General features: G+C 64.3%; 7 protein-coding genes. 6 read left to right on the forward strand and 1 reads right to left on the reverse strand.

All coding sequences use genetic code 11. The annotated features are described in order from the left end of the window. Positions 1-72: 72 nt before the first annotated feature. Positions 73-3,477: a hypothetical protein gene (locus GTV32_RS16270; RefSeq protein ID WP_343287358.1), complete on the reverse strand. Its 3,405-nt coding sequence runs from the start codon at positions 3,475-3,477 to the stop codon at positions 73-75. A gap of 255 nt (positions 3,478-3,732) precedes the next feature. Between GTV32_RS16270 and GTV32_RS16275 the strand changes: the two genes are divergently transcribed. The 6 genes from GTV32_RS16275 to GTV32_RS16300 all read left to right on the forward strand — a co-directional run bounded on the left by GTV32_RS16275 (position 3,733) and on the right by GTV32_RS16300 (position 19,933). Further along, positions 3,733-6,549 carry a helicase-related protein gene (locus GTV32_RS16275; protein ID WP_343287359.1) on the forward strand — a complete coding sequence of 939 codons (2,817 nt, stop codon included), beginning with the start codon at positions 3,733-3,735 and terminating at the stop codon, positions 6,547-6,549. 3 nt (positions 6,550-6,552) lie between these two features. After that, complete coding sequence (locus GTV32_RS16280) at positions 6,553-11,154, forward strand: DNA methyltransferase (RefSeq protein ID WP_161061197.1); 4,602 nt, start codon at positions 6,553-6,555, stop codon at positions 11,152-11,154. 58 nt (positions 11,155-11,212) lie between these two features. Continuing rightward, positions 11,213-12,130 carry a hypothetical protein gene (locus GTV32_RS16285; RefSeq protein ID WP_161061198.1) on the forward strand — a complete coding sequence of 306 codons (918 nt, stop codon included), beginning with the start codon at positions 11,213-11,215 and terminating at the stop codon, positions 12,128-12,130. A gap of 83 nt (positions 12,131-12,213) precedes the next feature. After that, positions 12,214-12,687: a Pycsar system effector family protein gene (locus GTV32_RS16290; protein WP_161061199.1), complete on the forward strand. Its 474-nt coding sequence runs from the start codon at positions 12,214-12,216 to the stop codon at positions 12,685-12,687. 7 nt (positions 12,688-12,694) lie between these two features. Further along, positions 12,695-13,423, forward strand: coding sequence for an adenylate/guanylate cyclase domain-containing protein (locus GTV32_RS16295; protein WP_161061200.1), 729 nt, complete (start codon positions 12,695-12,697; stop codon positions 13,421-13,423). A 135-nt stretch (positions 13,424-13,558) separates the two neighbouring features. Continuing rightward, positions 13,559-19,933, forward strand: a complete 6,375-nt coding sequence (locus GTV32_RS16300) for a DEAD/DEAH box helicase (protein ID WP_161061201.1) — start codon at positions 13,559-13,561, stop codon at positions 19,931-19,933. Positions 19,934-19,973 lie beyond the last annotated feature (40 nt).

Genomic DNA, 19,973 nt, shown 5'->3' on the forward strand with positions numbered 1-19,973 from the left:
GAAGGGTCTTGAGATACCGACGATAGCTAGCGTCAATCGCCGCGCCAGCTGCGAGTGGGTCGAGCCGGGGAGTCATTCGCCTTCTCCGATCAGGTCGCCATGGTTCAAGTAGGCGGTGAGGGCCTCGGCAATGAGTAGGTCTCCGGCGACCATCGCTGGGAAGTACTCCGCCATGACGGCCCACGTACGTCGCATGTCGGCTGTCATCGGGGAGTATTCGAACTCCCCCCGCGATTCGAGTCGAGCCACGGCAGCCAGAGTGAGCGAGTGCACCGACAACAACATCCACGGATGCTCGACTGGATCGACGCCATCGAGGCCTTCGTTGCGCGCCTTTATTGCGTCGTAGAGGACGGGGGAGACCTTCTTCACTGCGGAAAGCGCGCGGTTCACATGGCTCGAAATTTCGCGGGAGATCGGGTCGGCACTCCACTCGAGGCGCCGTTGGAATGCTTCGAACGCCGCACTCGTTCGTGTGTCAGCGTCGAGAAGTGGTCCTGGCACAATCCTTGCGAACTCGAAGATCTCGGCAACTCGTTCGTCACCCATCGCGTCGTAGCGAGCATCGGAGTGGCTAAACACGCCAGCGCGGTCGTCAAGCATTTTCCCTGAACGCAACAGCGCCATGAGGTCATCGCCGCCCTGCGTTCTGAGATAGGCCAAGGTTTCGGCGCGTTCGTCTGCGACGCTGTTGCCCTTCTCCTGGAGCGCCGGTAGGTCAGCGATCTCGACCATGCACCCAATCCACGGATGCTGATGAAGCTCATTGAGCGTGAAGCTCGCGGAGTAAGGACGGTCGATGAGTTGCGTTTCAATTAGCAAGGCCATCATCTCGTCTCGAGAGATGATGCTGTTCCCGAGTGCTTCGAGCGAAGAGCGCGGGTCCTTCGCGAGGATTCTGATGAGCCCGACTCTCTTACGCTCGGAACGGGAGTCGGTCTTATCCCACGGGAGTAGGGACAGCGCTGCCCAGGCACCACCAGCGGCCGCGGACACGAGCGGTAGCTGTCCCTCTCCGGCGAGGTACTGAGCGAGACCGTCGAGCACCCGATAGCGGTCCCGAAACCAACCGGGCTGAAAAATACGAAACGCGTCACTGTCCGGCCGCCGCGGACGTGCGATGACGGCGAACGGGTCGTCGACGAACACTTGAGCGATCAAGTCGCCGGCCTCGTACAAGTCGTCCGGCAAGTGCGCGCGGCCGCCAACGATAGAAAGTCGAGTCACGGGAGTCCACGGCGCGGTGGCGGACCAGATCCATACGCCAAGATCATCGGCGTCCGTCAGATCCGTGAACACAAGTTCTCGACCGTTGAGTGAGATTGCGCTACATAGCCTGGCAGGGCGGACCTCTGCGAGTGTGATCTCATGGCGAGTCCCCTCGGGATCGGTGACGGCCGCAACCAGTCGCGCCGCTCCAGCACCACGCGCAGTGTCCACAAAGAGTCGCGACGCCACCTGAAATACGTTGCTGGATTTACGGTCCTGGTCCTCACTTTGTAGGACACCCCCGTCCTGCGCCAACAAGGAGAAAGTCACACGGTTGGCACCGGGAACGCGCACTGCAATCACCGCATGGCGTTCGAGATCAGCGGGAGATAGTGCAAGGGGAGCGGTACGCCATTGCGCCGGTGTGCCTATATCGTCGATGCGGAACTCGACGTGTGGGGGTCGGACGACGAGTCGGTATCCGTGTCCCGCGGTGCCGACTCGAAGATGTTGCTCTCGATCCGTCGCTTCAAATGTGATCTCGGTGGTGTCGACGGGAAGGTCACTCGCGGAGCTAATCGTGCAAACGGTAGGACTCAGTCCACGGGAGACCGGCCGCCGGAACGGCAGGCCATAGTCTATGTCGAGGCCCTCGGCGATAAACAGCGTGTGTCGTTGGTCGGACCCCAGCTCACCACTGACGACGACCTCGTACTGGCCGAGGAGGGCTTCCTCAGCGCCATCGAAGGGGTCTAGGCACGTCTCCTCGGCATCGGATTCCCAATCTTCGTCAGTCAGCCAGTGCGGATCGCCGACCCGCCGGGTTCGAACTCGCCACAACTCAGGCTCGTCGCCGACGTGTGGCGGCAGATCGACCATGGGGCGCTCTGAAAACACAGTGAGGCCGCTGGGAGTGTGGAGACCCGGTATAGCTGCGCCAGGAACGAAGGTCGGAGACCCAAGCGATTTGACGCCCCGGACTGGTCCGTTATTGTCGGCACGTTTGAGAAGAATCGAGGAGTGACCTGCGAGATCGAGTTGCTGGGCCCGCCACCCGACCCAACCGGACGGCGCCCGCGCGTCGTCGACAGCGCGGATCGATTCGTGTGTCAGGGCATCAATCACGGTGGCGTCTTTGGGGTGAACAGCCAGTACGAGACCTCGCGGTAGCGCACTGTGGCGTGCGATGAGCCGACCGTCCGGAGTGAAGAGCAACAGCGGGTCGGCAGTATCGAATATCGGTACTCGGTAGGTGGCGCCTGACGCGTCGTGACGCATCGTCACCTCGCGAGCCGCAGTCGTGATCGACACAGGGGTCAGCGGGTGTTCATCGTCGCCGTCGACGCCCCAGCCGCGTTCCGCATAAATTTCGCGGGTGCTGCCGCCGGCCGTCACCTTCCACGGAGAACCGCCCTCGGAAGTGGGGTAGGGAACTCCCACCACGATTTCGTCAGCGTCGATCGCATAGGTGATCGAAGGGCCGGACCTCCGAAGTGAGCGGCTTCCACCGCCGCCGCCCACGGCGGACAGGAACGGCCGGTCGCGGACCCGCTCAATCAGGCCTTCAAGGATCAGGGTCGGGAGCCCCGTCGTCGCGGTCTCGAGCTCCAAGTCGTTCCACACGTCGGGCTGCTCGAGAGTGAAGGTGAGGAACTCGATCATGCGATCGAGGATGTTGACGGCGGTCTCACCGCCGAGCCGAAGGAAGTTGCGGACCGGGACGTCTAGCCGGTTCAGCCGGTACTCCATCCCCGCTTCGGTCAGCCACTCAAGCAGTGCGGCACCAGTGGCATCCCTGCCCTGCTGGACCTGTTCCTCGATCACATCGACCAGGTCACCAAGGCAGTGCACCGGAATTCCGGAATGCATCGCCATCGCCAGCACATAGTTCGGTCCAGTGAAGTCGGCAAACTCGCGGAGCTTGAACTTGCGGAGTAGATCCGGCAGCGAATGCCTCAGTTGCGACTCGAAATCCTGGTCACGGTCGATACTGAGCTCGTCCCAGAAGCTATCCCAGTATTTGCCCTGCTCGTAAGCAAGGCCGGCGTGACCGATCATCGTCGTGAGTGTCAGCGCGGGATATCGTTTGATCAGCGTCGACTGCGTGCCACTGTTGATCTCCCGAGCGGTCAGGCGACCGAACAGTTCCTGGGCGCGACGAAGCTCGTCCTCGTTGAGATTGAGCTCGAAAAACAGGCTCACTCCGTCGAGCAACTGGCGTATCCGGAAGTCCTCGTCGCTTGCCTGGTCCGCCAAATATGTACTCACGTGCTTCCTCTCGCTGGTCAGCGCGATTTACTGTCCCATAGGCGACTGACAGCGAAGGTCAAATGCACGACTGTCGTCTGGTCGAGCTACAGCGCCATCGGCGCTGCGGCCCTCAGTGTGATGAATCGCTCGGACAACGCGATAACGTTTCTGAGCACACAACGTGATTCGGAGGGCCGCACCATTTCTTCACCGACCGCAGAGCTGAATGTTGCGCCCGGCTCGATTGTTGTAGTGCGCGATGAGGAATGGTTGGTGACTGCGGCCGAGCAAGGCTCCGACGGCTGGCTAGTGAAGGGACGAGGGCTAACAGAGCTGGTCAAAGACACGACCGCCACGTTCTACTCAAGTCTGGACAAGATCGAACCGCAGGACCCGCGCGATGCGCAGGTTGTCGCCGACGGATCATCTGGGTACCGCGACTCACGCCTGTGGCTCGAGGCACTGCTACGTAAGACTCCGTTCCCGTACGGCGATCAAACGCTCACGGTCTCGACGCAGATGCTCGCCGATTCGCTCGGCTATCAGCGCGCAGCGGTTGCGAAGGCCCTCGACCCGCAGCACATCCGGCCCCGCATCCTCATCGCGGATGCGGTGGGTCTGGGCAAGACCCTCGAGATCGGCATGATCCTGTCGGAGCTGGTTCGACGAGGACGTGGTGAGCGGATACTCATCGTCACCCCGAAGCACGTACTCGAGCAGATGCAACACGAACTGTGGTGCCGGTTCGCGTTGCCGTTCGTCCGACTAGATTCGGCGGGAATCCAGAAAGTGCGGCAGAAGCTCCCCGCCACCCGCAACCCGTTCACGTATTTCAAGCGGGCGATCATCTCGATCGACACGCTCAAGAGCCCCCGCTATAAGGCTCACCTGCAGCGGCAGCACTGGGACGCGGTCGTCATCGACGAGTCGCACAACCTGACGAACGTCGGCACCCAGAACAACGAGTTGGCCCGCGTCCTCGCCCCGAACACCGAAGCCCTGATCCTGGCGTCCGCGACGCCGCACAACGGCAAGGAAGAGTCGTTCGCGGAGCTGCTGCGGCTGCTGGACCCGACGACGGTCGCCGCCGACGGCACCTTCACCAAGGACGACGTCGCGTCGTTGCTGATTCGACGGCACCGCCACCACCCGGAGGTCGCGGCCGAGGTGGGTAGTGACTGGGCCGAGCGGGCCGAGCCGGTACACACACTCGTGACTCCATCACCGGCCGAAGATGCCGTCGCGGGCGAACTCGCCCACACGTGGCTACACCCACCAACAGGCCGTTCTCCCTACTCGGGGCAGACGGCAGCCCTCTTTCCCTGGACGTTGGCCAAAGCGTTCCTCTCGTCGCCGGCGGCACTCGCGGAGTCGATCAAACAGCGGCGAGCCAAGCTGAACGCATCAGTCCCGGACCAAGCCGCCGAACTCGCCGCCCTCAACACCCTCGACGACCTGAATGCGAAAGCTCTGAACGAGTCGGCAGGCAAACAGGCCGCACTGGTGCAGCGCCTCAAAGACATCGGAGTCGGAAAGCAATCACCCACCCGCGCGGTCGTGTTCGCCGAGCGCGTCGCCACCCTGCGGTGGCTCACCGAGCACCTGCCGAAGCAGCTGGGGCTGAAGCCGGAGAACGTCGCGATGCTGCACGGCGGCCTGTCCGACGTCGAGCAGCAGGAGATCGTGGACAGCTTCAAGCTGGAGACGTCCCCGATCCGGGTGCTGGTCACCGGCGACGTCGCATCGGAGGGCGTGAACCTGCACGCGCAGTGCCATCACCTGATCCACTTCGACATCCCGTGGTCGCTGATCCGGATCGAGCAGCGCAACGGCCGTGTGGACCGGTACGGGCAGAAGCATCCGCCGGTGATCTCGTCGCTGATCCTGGAACCGTCGGACCCGGACTTCTCCGGTGACCTGCGGGTGCTCTCCAGACTGCTGGAGCGGGAGAACCAGGCGCACGGCACCCTCGGTGACGTCGCGTCGCTGATGGGCAAGCATTCGGTGACGGACGAGGAGAACGCGATCCGCGACGTCCTGGTCGGCAAGTCCAGCCTCGACGAGCAGATCCGCGACGTCGAAGACGTGGCCGCGGGCGACGATCTGGACGCATTCTTCGCGCAGTTCGACCTCGCGGAGACCCCGGACGACGACCCGAAGGCCGCGCTGCCGCAGGCCCCGCGACAGTGTCTGTACGCCGACGACCTCACGTTCCTCGACGAGGCCCTCAAGGCCGCGTTCCACGACGTGCCGCACGCGACGCTCGAGGACGGCGGCGTCGGGTGGACGGTTCACGCCAACCACGCGGTCGCGGAGCTGACGCCGCCGCGGGATCTCCGGCAGCGGCTCGGGCAGCTGCCGCAGAACTACCTGCAGCACGGCAAGGTCCTCGAACGGCTCACCCTCGCCACCTCCCCGGAGGTGGGTAACGCGCAGCTCGCCGCGGCCCGCGAGGGCAAGGGTGTCGCCAACACGACGTGGCCGGAGGCGCACTACCTGGGACCGCTGCACCCGGTGCTGGACTGGGCCAGTGACCGCGCGTTGAGTGCGTTGGGCCGTAACCAGATCTTCGTGATCCGCGGCGACGTCGACTCCCCCACCGTGCTGCTGATGGGCACGTTGATGAACCGGCGCGGTCAATTGATCTCGCGGGTGTTCTCCACCGCCGAGTTCCCCAATCCGAACAATCCGTCGTTCTGCGCCGTGGAGACGCTGCCGAACCTCGACTTCCTCACCTCCGATACCGGGCTGCGGCCGGGCTCGGCGAACCCAGGGGCGGTCGCCGACGCGGAGCGGTACCGGGAGCTGGTGCCGATTGCGGTGGACGAGGCCACGACGGCGATGCAGATGGTGCTCGACGCGCAGGAGGCTGCCGCCACCGAGCGGCTGGACCGGTGGCGGCGACGCGCCGACCGCTGGCGCGCCGGCGCAGAACAGCTGGAACTGTTTGGCGGGCAACGCAAGAAGGTGGACACCCTGTCCCGCCGGATCGCGGAGGAGCAGCGTCTCGCCGAGTCCCTCGCCCCCACCCAGCAGTTGGTGCGCCCGCTGCTGCTCATCGTTCCCAACGCCTCCGGAAAGGACCAGTAGGTCGTGGCGTCTTTCGATTCCATCGTCATCGGCGAGGACTGGATCAGCGAGCACTACTTCACCACCGACTCGGCGAAGGAGTCGTTCCACGGCAAGGTGCTAGAGCTGCGCAAGCTGTGGGATGCGGAGAAGAAGGAAGGCCGGGCGACGGTCCGCGAGCACCTGCTCGCCGCCACCGGCGCCCTGCAGACCGCGCTCGCCGGACTCGCGGAGAACCCGGATGCCGCACCGGAGGCGCACGCCCTGGCCCGGACCACGTTCGGTTACCCGGCCGCGCTGTCGACGTTCACCGCCGAACGCGCCGGCTCCGAGCTGGAGATACCGGACGCGAAGCTCGACGGCACCGCTAGTGTGCTGTTCCTGCAGGCGGTTCCTGTGACGTCGATCGAGGACCTGCTCGACCTGGAGACGGGTCTGCTGATCTCGCCGGCCGTCGAGGACGGCAAGCCGATCGAGTCGGCGTCGAAGGCGGTGTCGGCGGCGTTCCGCTCGGATGCGCCGCCGTCGTTCGTGGTGGTCCAGGCCGGGCAGTGGCTGCTGCTCGCCGAGGCCGAACGGTGGGCGGAGGGACGCTACCTGGCGGTGGACCTGCTCGTGGTCGCCGAGCGCCGACACGAGGCGAAGGGCGGCGAGATCGACCGCGTCGCCGCGATGTTCGGACGCCAGGCGCTGCTGCCGGACGCGGAGGGCAACATCTGGTGGGCGGGGGTGCTGGAGGATTCGGTCAAGCACACCGTCGGGGTGTCGAAGGATCTGCGTGAGGGCATCCGGCTGTCCATCGAGATCATCGCCAACGACGTGGTCCGCCGCCGCGCCGCAAAAGGCCTGACGTTGGACGGGATCGACGGGCAGGATCTGGCCAAGCATTCGCTGCGGTTCCTGTACCGGATCCTGTTCCTGCTGTACGCGGAGGCGTCCCCGGAGATGCGGGTGCTGCCGACCGGCGCCGCGGAGTACGAGGAGGGCTACGGCCTGGACCGACTGCGGGAGCTGACGCTCACCGAGCTGGTGTCGGAGCAGGCCCGCACTGGCACTCATCTATACGAGTCGCTGGCGACGCTGTTCCGGCTCGTCGACCGGGGCCACTCGCCGGCAGTGCTGGAGAATGTCGCGGACGATCCGGCACCGGGCCTGGAATTCCAGCCGCTGCGCGCCGACCTCTTCAAGCCCGAGGCGACGGCTTTGATCGACGAGGTGGGCCTGGGTAACGAGGCCACGCAGCGGGTGCTCGAACAGCTACTGCTGTCAAAGGAATCGAAGGGACGTAAGGGCGCCGAGCGCGGCTTCATCTCCTACGCGGAGCTAGGAATCAACCAGCTGGGCGCGGTCTACGAAGGCTTGATGAGCTACACCGGGTTCTTCGCCGAGGAAGATTTGTACGAGGTCGCAAAGAACGGTGATCCGGAGAAGGGTTCGTGGGTGGTCCCGGTGGACCGCTCTGATCATCTCGACGAGAAGGATTTTGTTCGCGCGGTCGACGAGGCGACCGGCGAGGAGAAGCCGGTGCTGCACCGCAAGGGCACGTTCGTGTTCCGCCTCGCCGGCCGCGAACGTCAGCAGTCGGCGTCGTACTACACCCCGGAAGTGCTGACGAAGTTCGTTGTTTCCCAAGCCCTCGAAGAGCTGCTCGACCAGAACGACGAACGCACGACACCTGAGCAGATCCTCGCCCTGACCATCTGCGAGCCCGCCCTCGGGTCCGGCGCGTTCGCCATCGAGGCGGTCCGCCAGCTTGCCGCCGAGTACCTCAAGCGCAAGCAGGAAGACCTGGGCAAGCTGATCGAACCCGACAAATATCCTGTCGAGTTGCAGAAGGTGAAGGCACACATCGCGCTCCACCAGGTCTACGGCGTGGACCTCAACGCCACCGCCGTCGAGTTGGCGGAAATCTCACTGTGGCTGGATACCATGGTCGCCGGCCTGCAGGCCCCGTGGTTTGGCCTGCACCTGCGTCGCGGCAACTCGCTCATTGGTGCGCGGCGTTCGGTCTACGCGCCGAGCCTGCTCACGAAGAAGCAGTGGCTCAGAACGCCGGCCAAGGACGCGCCGCTGGGCGAGGAGATCGGTGCCGGCATCCACCACTTCCTCCTGCCGTCGGATGGTTGGGGCGCTGTGATCGACACCGCCGAAGCCAAGACGTACGCGCCGGAGAAGCGCGAGGAACTGCGCCTGTGGCGCAACGAGATTCGTAAGTCGCCGAGCAAGGCGATCGTCAAGCGCCTGCAGTCGTTGGCGCAACGGGTGGAGACGCTGTGGGAGTTCACACTACGTCGGCTGACGATCGCGGAGTCCGAGATCCGCCGCGACATTCAGCTGTGGGGTTCGGACCTGGTCGAGCACACCCCCGCGGTGACTCGTGAGGAAATCGAGAACGTCCTGAGCGACCCGAATGGCGCATATCAGCGCCTCCGGCGGGTGATGGACGCGTGGTGCGCGATCTGGTCGTGGCCGCTTACGTCGCAGTTCGATCCGCCAGACTGGGATCAGTGGGTCGGCGGTCTTGAGGCACTACTCGGCGTCGCCGTCAAGGAAACCGCCGCCGAGCGTCGCGGTCAGCTGAGCATTGGGCGCGACACCAGTTGGCAGGAACTCGGGTTCGCCGAGGAGAACGACCTGCTGCTGTCGCGCGCGATGGCGGTCGGTCATGTCTACCACCAGTTCCCGTGGCTCGATGTCGCGCAACAGATCGGCGACCGCCAGGGCTTTTTCCACTGGGAGCTCGACTTCGCACCAGTATTCGCGGCTGGTGGCTTCAACCTACAGGTCGGAAATCCGCCGTGGGTGCGGCCGGACTGGGATGAAGCCGGGGTTCTCGCCGAGTTTGACCCGTGGTGGCAGCTCGCGGACAAAGCTGCTGAGGCAGCTAAGCGCGCCAAACGCGAAACCACGCTGAACGATGCGGCAGCACGGGATACCTTCCTCACCGAACGGGCAGCCCAGGCTGGCACGAAGGAAAGCCTCGGGTCAGGTGTTGATCGTCCAGTCCTCACGGGGTTGCAGCCAGACCTGTATCGCTGCTTCATGGAGCGCACTTGGAGATCTGCAGCACCACGCGGAATTTCGGCACTGATCCACCCTGAGAGTCACTTCACCGAACTTCGAGCGAAGAACCTACGTCGAGATAGCTATCATAGGCTCAGGCGCCACTGGCAGTTCAAGAACAACACCTACATCTTCCGCGAGATCAGCGACAAACGAGACTTCGGTGTTCACATCTACGGGCACGCGTCTCCGAATGTGAGCTTCATCCAGGGCGCATGGTTGTACCACCCGTCAGTCGCCGAAAGGTCCCTCGTGCATGACGGTTCCGGACCGGAGCCCGGTGTTCGAGATGACAACGATCAGTGGGACATGCGCCCGCACGAGCAGCGCGTTGTTAACGTCGATGTGGGAGTCCTGACTGGCTGGGCTGAGTTGATTGATGAACCAGGAACTCCTGCCGACGAAGCGCGCATGCTCTATCCGGTCAACCGCGCCAGCGCCGAGGTCCTAGAAAAGATCTCGGCTGCGCCGCGGCTCGGCGATGTCAGCTTTGAGTGGACACGAGGGTGGGAAGAGGACCGCGACCGCACGCTCGGATTCTTTGAAGCTCGGACCACGACCCCCGACCGGTGGGAGGACGCGATCCTGCAAGGGCCGCACTTTACAGTCGCCACGCCGCTCTATCAGCAACCAAAGCCGAATCCGAAGAGCCGACAGGATACTGAGCAACTCGACCTCTGTGCACTCGACGCTGACTTCATCCCCCGCACCAACTACCAGGTAGCGAAGCAGTACGACGGTTACGCCGCCGCCTACCCGAAGTGGCACGACGAACCCAGTTCATCGTTCTTCCGCCTCGCCTGGCGGCGTATGGCCGATTCAGCAACCGTTCGTAGCGTCCATCCCGCAATCTTGCCGCCGGGACCATGTCACGTAAATGCGGTCCTAACGGCGGCACCAAACACACACACCGATCTTGCCGTAATCGCTGGATCGCTTGCTTCGATTCCGGTCGATTTCTTCGTCAAAGCAGCGGGTATTTCTGATCTCTATGTGAGCAATATCAATCGTCTGCCGTGCATCCGAAACCACTATTTGGAACAGCAACTCATCCTGCGAACCCTCCGCCTAAACTGCCTTGTCCGCCCTTACGCTGCGCTTTGGAACGAGCTATACGACTCTACATGGCAACATGATTCGTGGGTTCCGGGCGTGGGCATCGACTACGCAGGCCGCGTGATGCTTGGAGACGTAGACACCAAGTGGGGGTCGGCCACCCCCCTCCGTCGCGCCGCCGACCGCCGCCAGGCCCTCGTCGAGATCGACGCGATCGTCGCAATCATGCTCGGCATCACGGCGGATGAGCTGCTGACGATCTACCGCACCCAGTTCCCGGTGTTGCAAAAGTACGAGCGCGACGCCTTGTATGACGCCGCCGGCCGCCAGCCACCCGGCAAGCTCGCATCCGAGTACCGCAAGAATGGCTCCCTCAAGCCGGCTGACCTCACCGTCGACGGCGTCACCTACCAGGAGCCATTCACCGGAGTCGATCGCGAACGCGATATGAGTCTCGCCCACAAGCATTTCGGCGCCCTGATCGATTCGGCCGGGGAATCGAGCTGAGGAGCAGCTACCCGATGAAGACGATCAACCGTGAGGCCTTATCCGTAAGGAGAAATCCATGACCTCGGTCCAGCTATCCGGACTACTAGGCGACCTCGACGAAGCCGTGCGAACTGAACTTGCCTCTAAGCCAGATGTTGTGAACAAGGGCGGTGACCTCGACGTTGACAATCTCCCGGTCATCGCCCGCCGGTGGCACAAGCTCAACGACGCTGTTGCTCTCGTTGCCGACCTGAAGAACTCAACGAAGCTCGGCACTGGAAAGCACGATGCATCTACGGCCAGCATCTATGAATCCAGCACCGGCGGCGTCGTCAAGATCTTCGACCGGTTCGACGCAGATTTTCTCGCGATTCAAGGGGACGGCGCTTTCGCTCTCTTCTGGGGCGAAAAGCGGTATGAGCGAGCGGTGTGTGCAGGTATCACGGTCAAGACATTCAGCTCGAGTATGGTAGCTCGCCTAGAGAAGAAGTGGCCGAACCTGCCGGAAACCGGATTCAAGGTCGGTATCGCGAGCAGCCGTCTACTCGCGAAACGCATTGGCACGCCAAGAAATCCGGCGCAACAAGAGCCGGTGTGGGCGGGCAAAGCCGTGAACTACGCCGCCAAAGCCGCACAAGGCGCCGAACGACACGAATTGATTGTAACTGGAAGCGTCTGGGACGTCGTCGAGAAGAACGACTACTTATCCGTCAGCTGTCCATGCGGTAATGGTCCAAGTCTCGAGATATGGTCCGACACAGAGATTAAGCGATTACCCGACGACGATCCGGAAGCCCAGGGCCGACTCCTGAGTGCTGACTGGTGTACAACTCACGGCGACGAATACTGCGCCGCAGTTTTGGCGGGGGATCGAAGTCGGAACGATGCAAACGACCTACGGAAAGACCTGGTAGCTAGTCAGATGCGCACTGCGATTCGAGCCAAAGCTCGAACGGAGCGCGCGGCTCAAATATCCCGCCGCGGCCTGCGATGAGGTGGCGAGGGACAAGATCGACGGAGCTGGAACCGCCGACACCGTCGCCTGATCCGGACCAGGCGTGGAAGGCACTTTCGCTCGTGAACGATTGGGTCAAGCACGCCGAAGCAAAACTTGCCGTCGTGCTGACCGCTGCCGGTGTCAGCGGCGGCGTACTGTTCAACCTCGTCAAGAATCGGAGCGATACTAGCTGCATATTCAACGTCGCGGCAGTCGTTTGCTGCGCGGCCATCATTATCGCTGCAATCTGTGCCATGACCGGGCTGTATCCAATCGTAAGAGTCGGACAGAAAAGGGCGGAAGATGGTGTCAATCCGCTATTCTTCCACGACGTCGCGCGCGCCTATAGGGACAACGCTCCAAGCTACGCCTCCGTTCTTCACACCTTGACAACAAGCCCCGACGACCTGGTGCGACACATCAGTCACCAGATCCACTCCAACGCCACCGTCGCACAGCGCAAGTATAGGTGGGTCAATCACGCGGTCCGAGCCCTAGTTCTTGACCTCCTCACGCTCGGAGCATTATCCACAATCATTGCAATGGGCTGGTGAACGAAACATGGATAGCAACTACAAGAGTTACAACTACATCTCCAGCTTCTCCCGCATAGATGACATCCTCGCCCAATCTCAGTCAAACTACGAGGAAGTCAACGAGCTTCCAGACCGCGAAAAGCTAACATATTCGAACGGCTATTATGCCAATTGTTCGGCGTTGTTCGTAGACATCAGGGATTCATCCAAACTGCCAGAAAGATATAGGAGGCCAGCTCTCGCCAAGCTTTATCGCGCTTTCATCTCTGAAATAGTGGCTGTTCTTAACGGAAATACTCAGTCACGAGAGATCAACATTGTTGGCGATTGCGTATGGGGCGTTTTCAACACGCCATACAAGGCTCACATCGATGGAGTTTTTTCCACTGCCGCACAGGCCAACTCACTAGTTAAGGTTCTAAACTACAAGCTCAGCAAGGCCGGCTACAACACACCAATCAGCATTGGCATCGGGATGTCGTACGGCCGGGCACTGATGATCAAAGCCGGATATAACGGGAGTGGCATCTCCGACGTGATCTACATGGGTGACGTTGTAAATCACGCCGCTAAACTCGCTTCCCGGGGAAGCGAGGGCATTCTCGTACCGCCGATGATGATCGGCGATGCATTCGCAGCCAACTTGAGTGAGCTCAACTCTAAATTGGTTGCGAGAGACTGGACGCGACAATGCTACACAGCAAACGCGGTAAATATCTCGATGAACGACTGGTACGACGAGAACTGCACGTGAGGGGATCACGCATCACGCTGGGGACCCGTACAAAACAGTCTCCCAGACCTCGATCGCCTGACTTCTGATTGTCTACCATCACTGATCCGCCAAATCTATTGACTACCAAACTCATACGACAGAACGGACGCTGCCATGGGGGTACTACTTCCCACCCTCCAGGCCAACCACCTGCGCGAGGGCCTGACCGACTACCTCGCGACCACGTTCGCCCTCACCGACCCCGACGCCCAGGGCGCGCTGTCAGACTTCGTCGGGCACCCCGACACCGGCATGTTCAAAGGGCCCTACGTCCGCCTCCGCCTGCCCTTCGCCCCCGCAGGCGGCAACTGGGGCATGCACCTGGACTGGTGGCCAATGGGATTTATCCCCTACGGCCACCAGGCCGCCGCGTTCGAACGTCTCTCCACCAAATTCCAGAAGCGCCCGCAGCCGACGCTCGTCACTACCGGCACCGGCTCCGGCAAGACCGAGGCATTCCTCTACCCGATCCTCGACCACGTCCTGCGCGCCAAAGCCGCTGGCGTCACCGGGATGAAAGCGCTCATCCTGTACCCGATGAACGCGCTCGCCAATGACCAAGCCGAACGCCTCGCCCAACTCATCACCACGTGGCCCGAACTGTCCGGTATCTCCGCCGGCCTGTATACCGGCGAGCAATCCACCGGTGGGCGCACCAAGGTCACCGACGAGGGGCTTATCACCGACCGTTCGCTGATGCACGCCGCTCCCCCGGACATCCTGCTCACCAACTACAAGATGCTCGACCACCTACTGCTGCACCCCGGCCGCGCCGACATCTGGCGCCTCTCCGCCGACTCGCTGCAGTACGTCGTCCTCGACGAATTCCACACCTACGACGGCGCACAAGGCACCGACGTCGCCATGCTGCTGCGTCGCCTCGGCCTCACCGTCAAAGCCCACTGGACCGAGGGCTCCCCTGTCACCAACGAAGACCGCGTCCGCCCCCTCGGCCGCATCACCCCCGTCGCCACCTCCGCCACCCTCGGCTCCAAAGCCGAACCCACCGCGATGCTCGGCTTCGCGCACACCGTCTTCGGTGAACAGTTCGACGCCGACGCCGTCATCGGTGAGACCCGGCTCACCGCCGCCGAGTGGCTCGCCGACCGGGACACCGCCCTCGACCGGCTGTACCGGCCCATCGCTCCGTCCGTCACCGACGCCGCCGAACGCCTCGACCACTTCGCCGTCGGCTCGCCCGGCAACGCCGCGCTCACCGCCGCCGTGCTCGCCGAACTGTTCGAGCGGGCGGAGGTTTTCGAGCGCACCGAACTGTTCGCCGCCACCGACGACCTCGACACCGACCGACGGCTCACCCCCACCGACCTGCGCCACCTCGACCCCGTTGAGCAGCTGCAGCTGCTCAAGGGCCACCCGCTGCTGGCGCGGCTCCTCGACCACGCCGTCGACGCGACCTCCCTCGCCGACCTCGCGCACGCACTGTTCGACACCCCCGCCACCGAACGCGACACCCGCCGCATGCATGCCGCGCAGCAGCGCTTCCTCGACTACCTGTTCGCGGCGCTCTCGCACCTGCGGGCCGAGGTCGGCCGCGCCGCCCTGAACGTCGATGTGCACCTGTGGATACGGGAACTGTCCCGCATCGACCGGGCCATCGCCACCGGCACCTCCTACCGCTGGTCCGACGACGGCGTCCACGAGGACAGCGACGTCATGCACCTGCCTGCGCTGTACTGCCGGCACTGCGGCCGCTCCGGGTGGGGTGCCCGCCTCGCCCCCACCGGTCACACCCTGGACGTCACCGACGAGTCCATCCGCGCCGACCACGCCGCCGGCGCCTCCCGCTTCCGCGCCCTCATCTCTGCGCCCGCCGAAGCGCTGCTCACCGCCACGCGCCCCGACGAACAGATCGAGGGCCTGCGCTGGTTCCGCATCGATGACCGCGAAATCACCGACACCGCACCCGATCCCGACGGCACCGAACAACTCGAAGGCAAGGTCCTGCCGGTGCTCGTCCTCGTCGGCGAGAACGAGGAGGAGAACTCCAAGAACGACATGTGCCCGGCCTGCGGCGCTGCCGACGGCATCCGCTTCCTCGGCAGCGCCGTCGCCACCCAACTCTCGGTGACCCTGTCGAACCTCTTCGGCGACGCCCGCCTCGACGCCGACGAGAAGAAGGCGTTGATGTTCACCGACAGCGTGCAGGACGCCGCGCACCGCGCCGGCTTCGTGCAGGCTCGCTCCCACACCCTCAGCCTGCGCTCCACGCTGCGCAGCGCCATCGGCTCATCGACGCTCACCCTGCCGGAACTGTGCGAGGCCGTCGTCGCCCGCGCCGGCGACGACCCGGCCCGCCGCTACCACCTGCTCGCCCCCGACATCGTCGACCACGACGAGTTCGCCGCGTTCTGGAACCCTGACGCATCCACGGCTGCCCGCAAGAAGGCCACCATCAAGGTGCTGCGCCGCCTCGAATTCGACGTCGACATGGAGTTCGGTCTACAGTCCCGCCTCGGCCGCACCCTCGAACTCACCGGCAGTGCGGTCGCCGAAGTGGACCTCGGCGGCGCGGAGCGTCCCGTCCGTCTCGGCCGCGCCGCCCTCAACGCCACCGAACACCAACTCGCGCTCGAGGCACCCGCCCCGGCGGCGATCACCCGCTGGGTCCGCGGCACCGTCGAACGCGTCCGTACCCGCGGTGCCATCCACCACCCGTGGCTGCGCAAGTACGTCGAGAAGGACGCCAACCGCCGATGGGTGTGGGGCGCCCGCCCCAAGGGCGAGGGCATGCCCGCGTTCCCGAAGGGCCGCCCCGCCGCCGCGTTCCCCGCCATCGGATCACGTTCCGTCCCCGAAGGATTCGACGCGATCACCGCAGCATCGTCCTGGTACGCGCGATGGGCCTCGCAGTGCCTGGGAGTCTCGTCGTTCGACGGCAGCTTCCTCGCCCGATCCCTGTTCTCGGTCCTCGCCGAGCAGCGCGTCCTCACTGCGGTTCTCACCGAGAGCGGCCTCACCGCATACGGGCTGCCCGCCTCCGCGATCACCGTCTCCGCCCCCACCGACGACGATCTCGCCGCCGGCCGGCACCTGCTGGTGTGCAGCGTCTGCCAGACCCCGACGCCCGGCTCGGCCACCGTCGTCGACGAACTCGACGGCGCCCCCTGCCTGCTCGTCCGCTGCCCCGGCACCCTCACCCGCGCCCCGAAGGCGCAGAACTTCTACCGCCGGCTCTACGACAGCTCCGAGATGAAGCGCGTCGTCGCCCGCGAACACACCTCGCTGCTGCCCACCGCGACGCGGCTCGGGTACGAGACCGCGTTCAAACGCGGCGGCACCGACCCGCAGACCCCCAACGTCCTCGTCGCCACCCCCACCCTGGAGATGGGCATCGACATCGGTGACCTGTCCACGGTGATGCTCGGGTCGCTGCCGCGGACCGTGTCGTCATACCTGCAGCGGGTCGGTCGCGCCGGTCGCCTCACCGGCAACTCGCTGGTCCTCGCGTTCGTCCGCGGGCGCGGCGAGCACCTGCCCAAGCTGTACGACCCCACCTCGGTGATCCAGGGCGACGTCCGGCCGCCCGCGACGTTCCTCACCGCCGAGGAGATCCTGCAGCGCCAGTACGTCGCGCACGTGATCGACCGGCTCGCCCGCGACCCGGGCACCGTCGCGCCCCGCGGCGCCCGCGCCGTGCTCGGCAGCTTCGACCCGGGTAGCTGGATGGCCGACCTCCTCACCGCCGTCGGCACCGACCCCGACGTCCTCGTCGACGGGTTCCTCGCGCAGTTCGACGATGTCCTCGACGAGCACACACGGGACTCGTTGCGCGCCTGGGCAACCCCCGGCGACGACGGCGTACCCAGCGCGCTCGTCACCGACCTGCAGGAGGCCGTGCACCGCTGGAACCGCGACCTCACCGAGCTCACCGCCCGCCGCGCCGCCGTCGAAGCCGAGATGCCGGAGTTCGAACGCCGAGCGTCGTCCCCCGCCGCCACCGACGACGACCTCCGGGACCTCCGCACCGCGAAGGGTTCACTGCGGCTGCTCGGCGGGCAGATCCACGACCTCACCGACGACTACTGGATCAGTGTACTCGAACGCTACGGCGTGCTGCCCAACTACACCCTGCTCGACGACTCCGTCACCCTCGACGTCGGCGTCACCTGGATCGACCCCGACACCAACCAGTACATGGGCGAGGCCACCAGCTACCAGCGCGGCTCCCGCGTCGCGCTCACCGAACTCGCGCCCGGCGCCACCTTCTACGCGCAGGGTCTCGCCGCGCGGATCGACGCCGTCGACCTCGGCGCCGGCGAATCCAACATCCACACATGGCGGCTCTGCCCGCAGTGCGGGTGGGCGGGCATCACCCTCGCCGGCGAAGAACCGCCGACAGTGACCGCGTGCCCGCGCTGCGGCACCGGCGCCATCGCCGACGTCAGCCAGCGGCTGCAGGTGGTCGAGATGGCGCGAGTGTCCGCGGAGGTCCGCCGCGACGAGGCCTCCATCAACGACTCCCGCGACGAACGACACAAGGAAGTGTTCACCGTGGTCACCGCGGCGGACGTGGATCCGCTCAACGTGGACCGAGCGTGGTTTGTTGGCGACCGTGAGTTTGGCGCTGAGTACTTGCGGCGCATGGATGTTCGCTGGCTGAACATGGGTCGTCGAACTTCGCAGGGTGGTACGCGCACTATCGCGGGACAGGAAACGACTACCGGGTTGTTCCGAGTGTGTTCGTCGTGCGGGCAGCTCGACCGCTCTGCCGGCCGCAACAGTCGCTACGAGCATCGCAGCTGGTGCCGACATCGCAACGCGGCGACCGAACACGTTCGCGAGATCGCCCTCGCCCGGACATTGCGTACCCAGGGTGTTCTCCTGCACCTACCTCGTGCACTCGAGTACGACCCGTTTGCCCAGCCCAGCCTGAGTGCAGCAATTCTCCTGGGACTTCGCCAGGTCATCGGAGGCTCTCCTGAGCACCTGGATGCGGCAACGATCCCCGATGCTCTGCACGCACCGAGCCAGCAGGCACTTCTCATCCACGACACCGTGCCCGGAGGAACTGGCTACCTTGCCGAGTTCGCAGACCCGGCGAAAGTGTGGGCAGTCCTCGACGCCGCGCGAACCGTGGTGCGGGAGTGCGACTGCGCCGACCACGACAGGCTGGCGTGCCACAAGTGCCTCTTGCCCTTTTCTCCGCCGCACGAACTCGACAAGGTGTCCCGCAAGACCGCGGTGCGCACCCTCGATGACCTCCTCGGGGTCGACGGTGACGCTGATCCTGATCTGCAGGCGTGGCTCGCGGACGTCACTGAGGTTGCGCCGTCGCGGCCGGTAGGGGGAGAGGAATCGCCGCTGGAGAAGGAGTTCTACCTCGCCTTCGTCGAGCGGCTGCGAGCGATGGGTGCGACGGTGAAGGAAACACCGGGTACCTATGGTCCGTCTGCCACGATTGTGTTGCCGGGGAAGAAGATCCGCACGTGGAAGCTCACCCCGCAGGTTCATATGGTCAACTCCAAACCCGACTTTGAACTTGCCACCACTGACCCGGAGATTCCGAGAATCGCCATCTTCGCGGACGGCCGAAAGTTCCACGCTGTGCCGGGCTGCAACCGCGTCGCCGACGACGCTGAGAAGCGAACAGTTCTGCGTGACAGTGGGTATCTCGTCTGGTCGTTTGGACACGAAGACCTGCAGCGATTCAGGGACAAAGCGGCACCCGTACCGCCGTGGTTCACCGAGCAAGCGGCGTCCAAGATCATGGCCGCCGGCAGCCTTCGACCCGCACTCGTGAAACATCTTTCGGCTGACCCCCTTACGACCCTGCTGTCGTTCATCACCGACCCCGACGTCGATGCCTGGGAGCAAGTGGGCCGATGGGTACCGATGATGTTCGTCGGAGGTGGCATACGCGCAAAGGGGAATGGCGACACGGTGGGTGCTCGCGCGCTCGATGTCCTCGACGGCAAGTCTCCGGACTTCGGCGACGGCGTGGACATGTGCTGGTCGTACGTGGAAGGACCGCTGGTCGCGACCGCGACGATGCGCCCCGGCACCCGGACCACCAATGCGGTCCTTGCACTCGACGACCGAGAGGATCGGCTCGAAGTCCTCGAGGGGCAAGCGTGGAAGGAGTGGCTGCGACTATCCAATTGGCTGGGTTTGAGTAGCAACCATCGGATCACGACTCGAAGCCTGCTCGAAGCCAATGCCAGTGCGCCGGCCGCGACACCAACGTCTGCTGACCTGCCGCTTGCCTGGCGCGTCGTCTTCGAGGCGACGGTGTCGGATGCCGAGAAGCAGCTGGTGCTGGCCCTTGCTGCGGCGGGCGTTCCGACACCTGAACTGGGCTATGAGACCGACGAGGGCGGGGTAGTGGACTTTGCGTGGGAAGACCAGCGGATCGGTGTTTTGCTGGAATCGGATGACGACACCGCTCATACGATGTCGAATGCGGGGTGGACGATGTGCCCACCGGATGCCGAAGCGATCGCAGCTGCGATAAGGAACGGGGTGTCGTAAATGGCCAACTTGGTCATCGCGTCGAATAGTGCGGCGCGCC

The organism is Gordonia sp. SID5947 (assembly GCF_009862785.1).
GTDB lineage: Bacteria > Actinomycetota > Actinomycetes > Mycobacteriales > Mycobacteriaceae > Gordonia.

Bases quoted from the DNA above. Each gene is read 5' to 3' on its own strand.
- GTV32_RS16295 (WP_161061200.1), top strand. From the start codon at position 12,695: ATGGATAGCAACTACAAGAGTTACAACTACATCTCCAGCTTCTCCCGC.
- GTV32_RS16285 (WP_161061198.1), top strand. From the start codon at position 11,213: ATGACCTCGGTCCAGCTATCCGGACTACTAGGCGACCTCGACGAAGCC.
- GTV32_RS16300 (WP_161061201.1), top strand. From the start codon at position 13,559: ATGGGGGTACTACTTCCCACCCTCCAGGCCAACCACCTGCGCGAGGGC.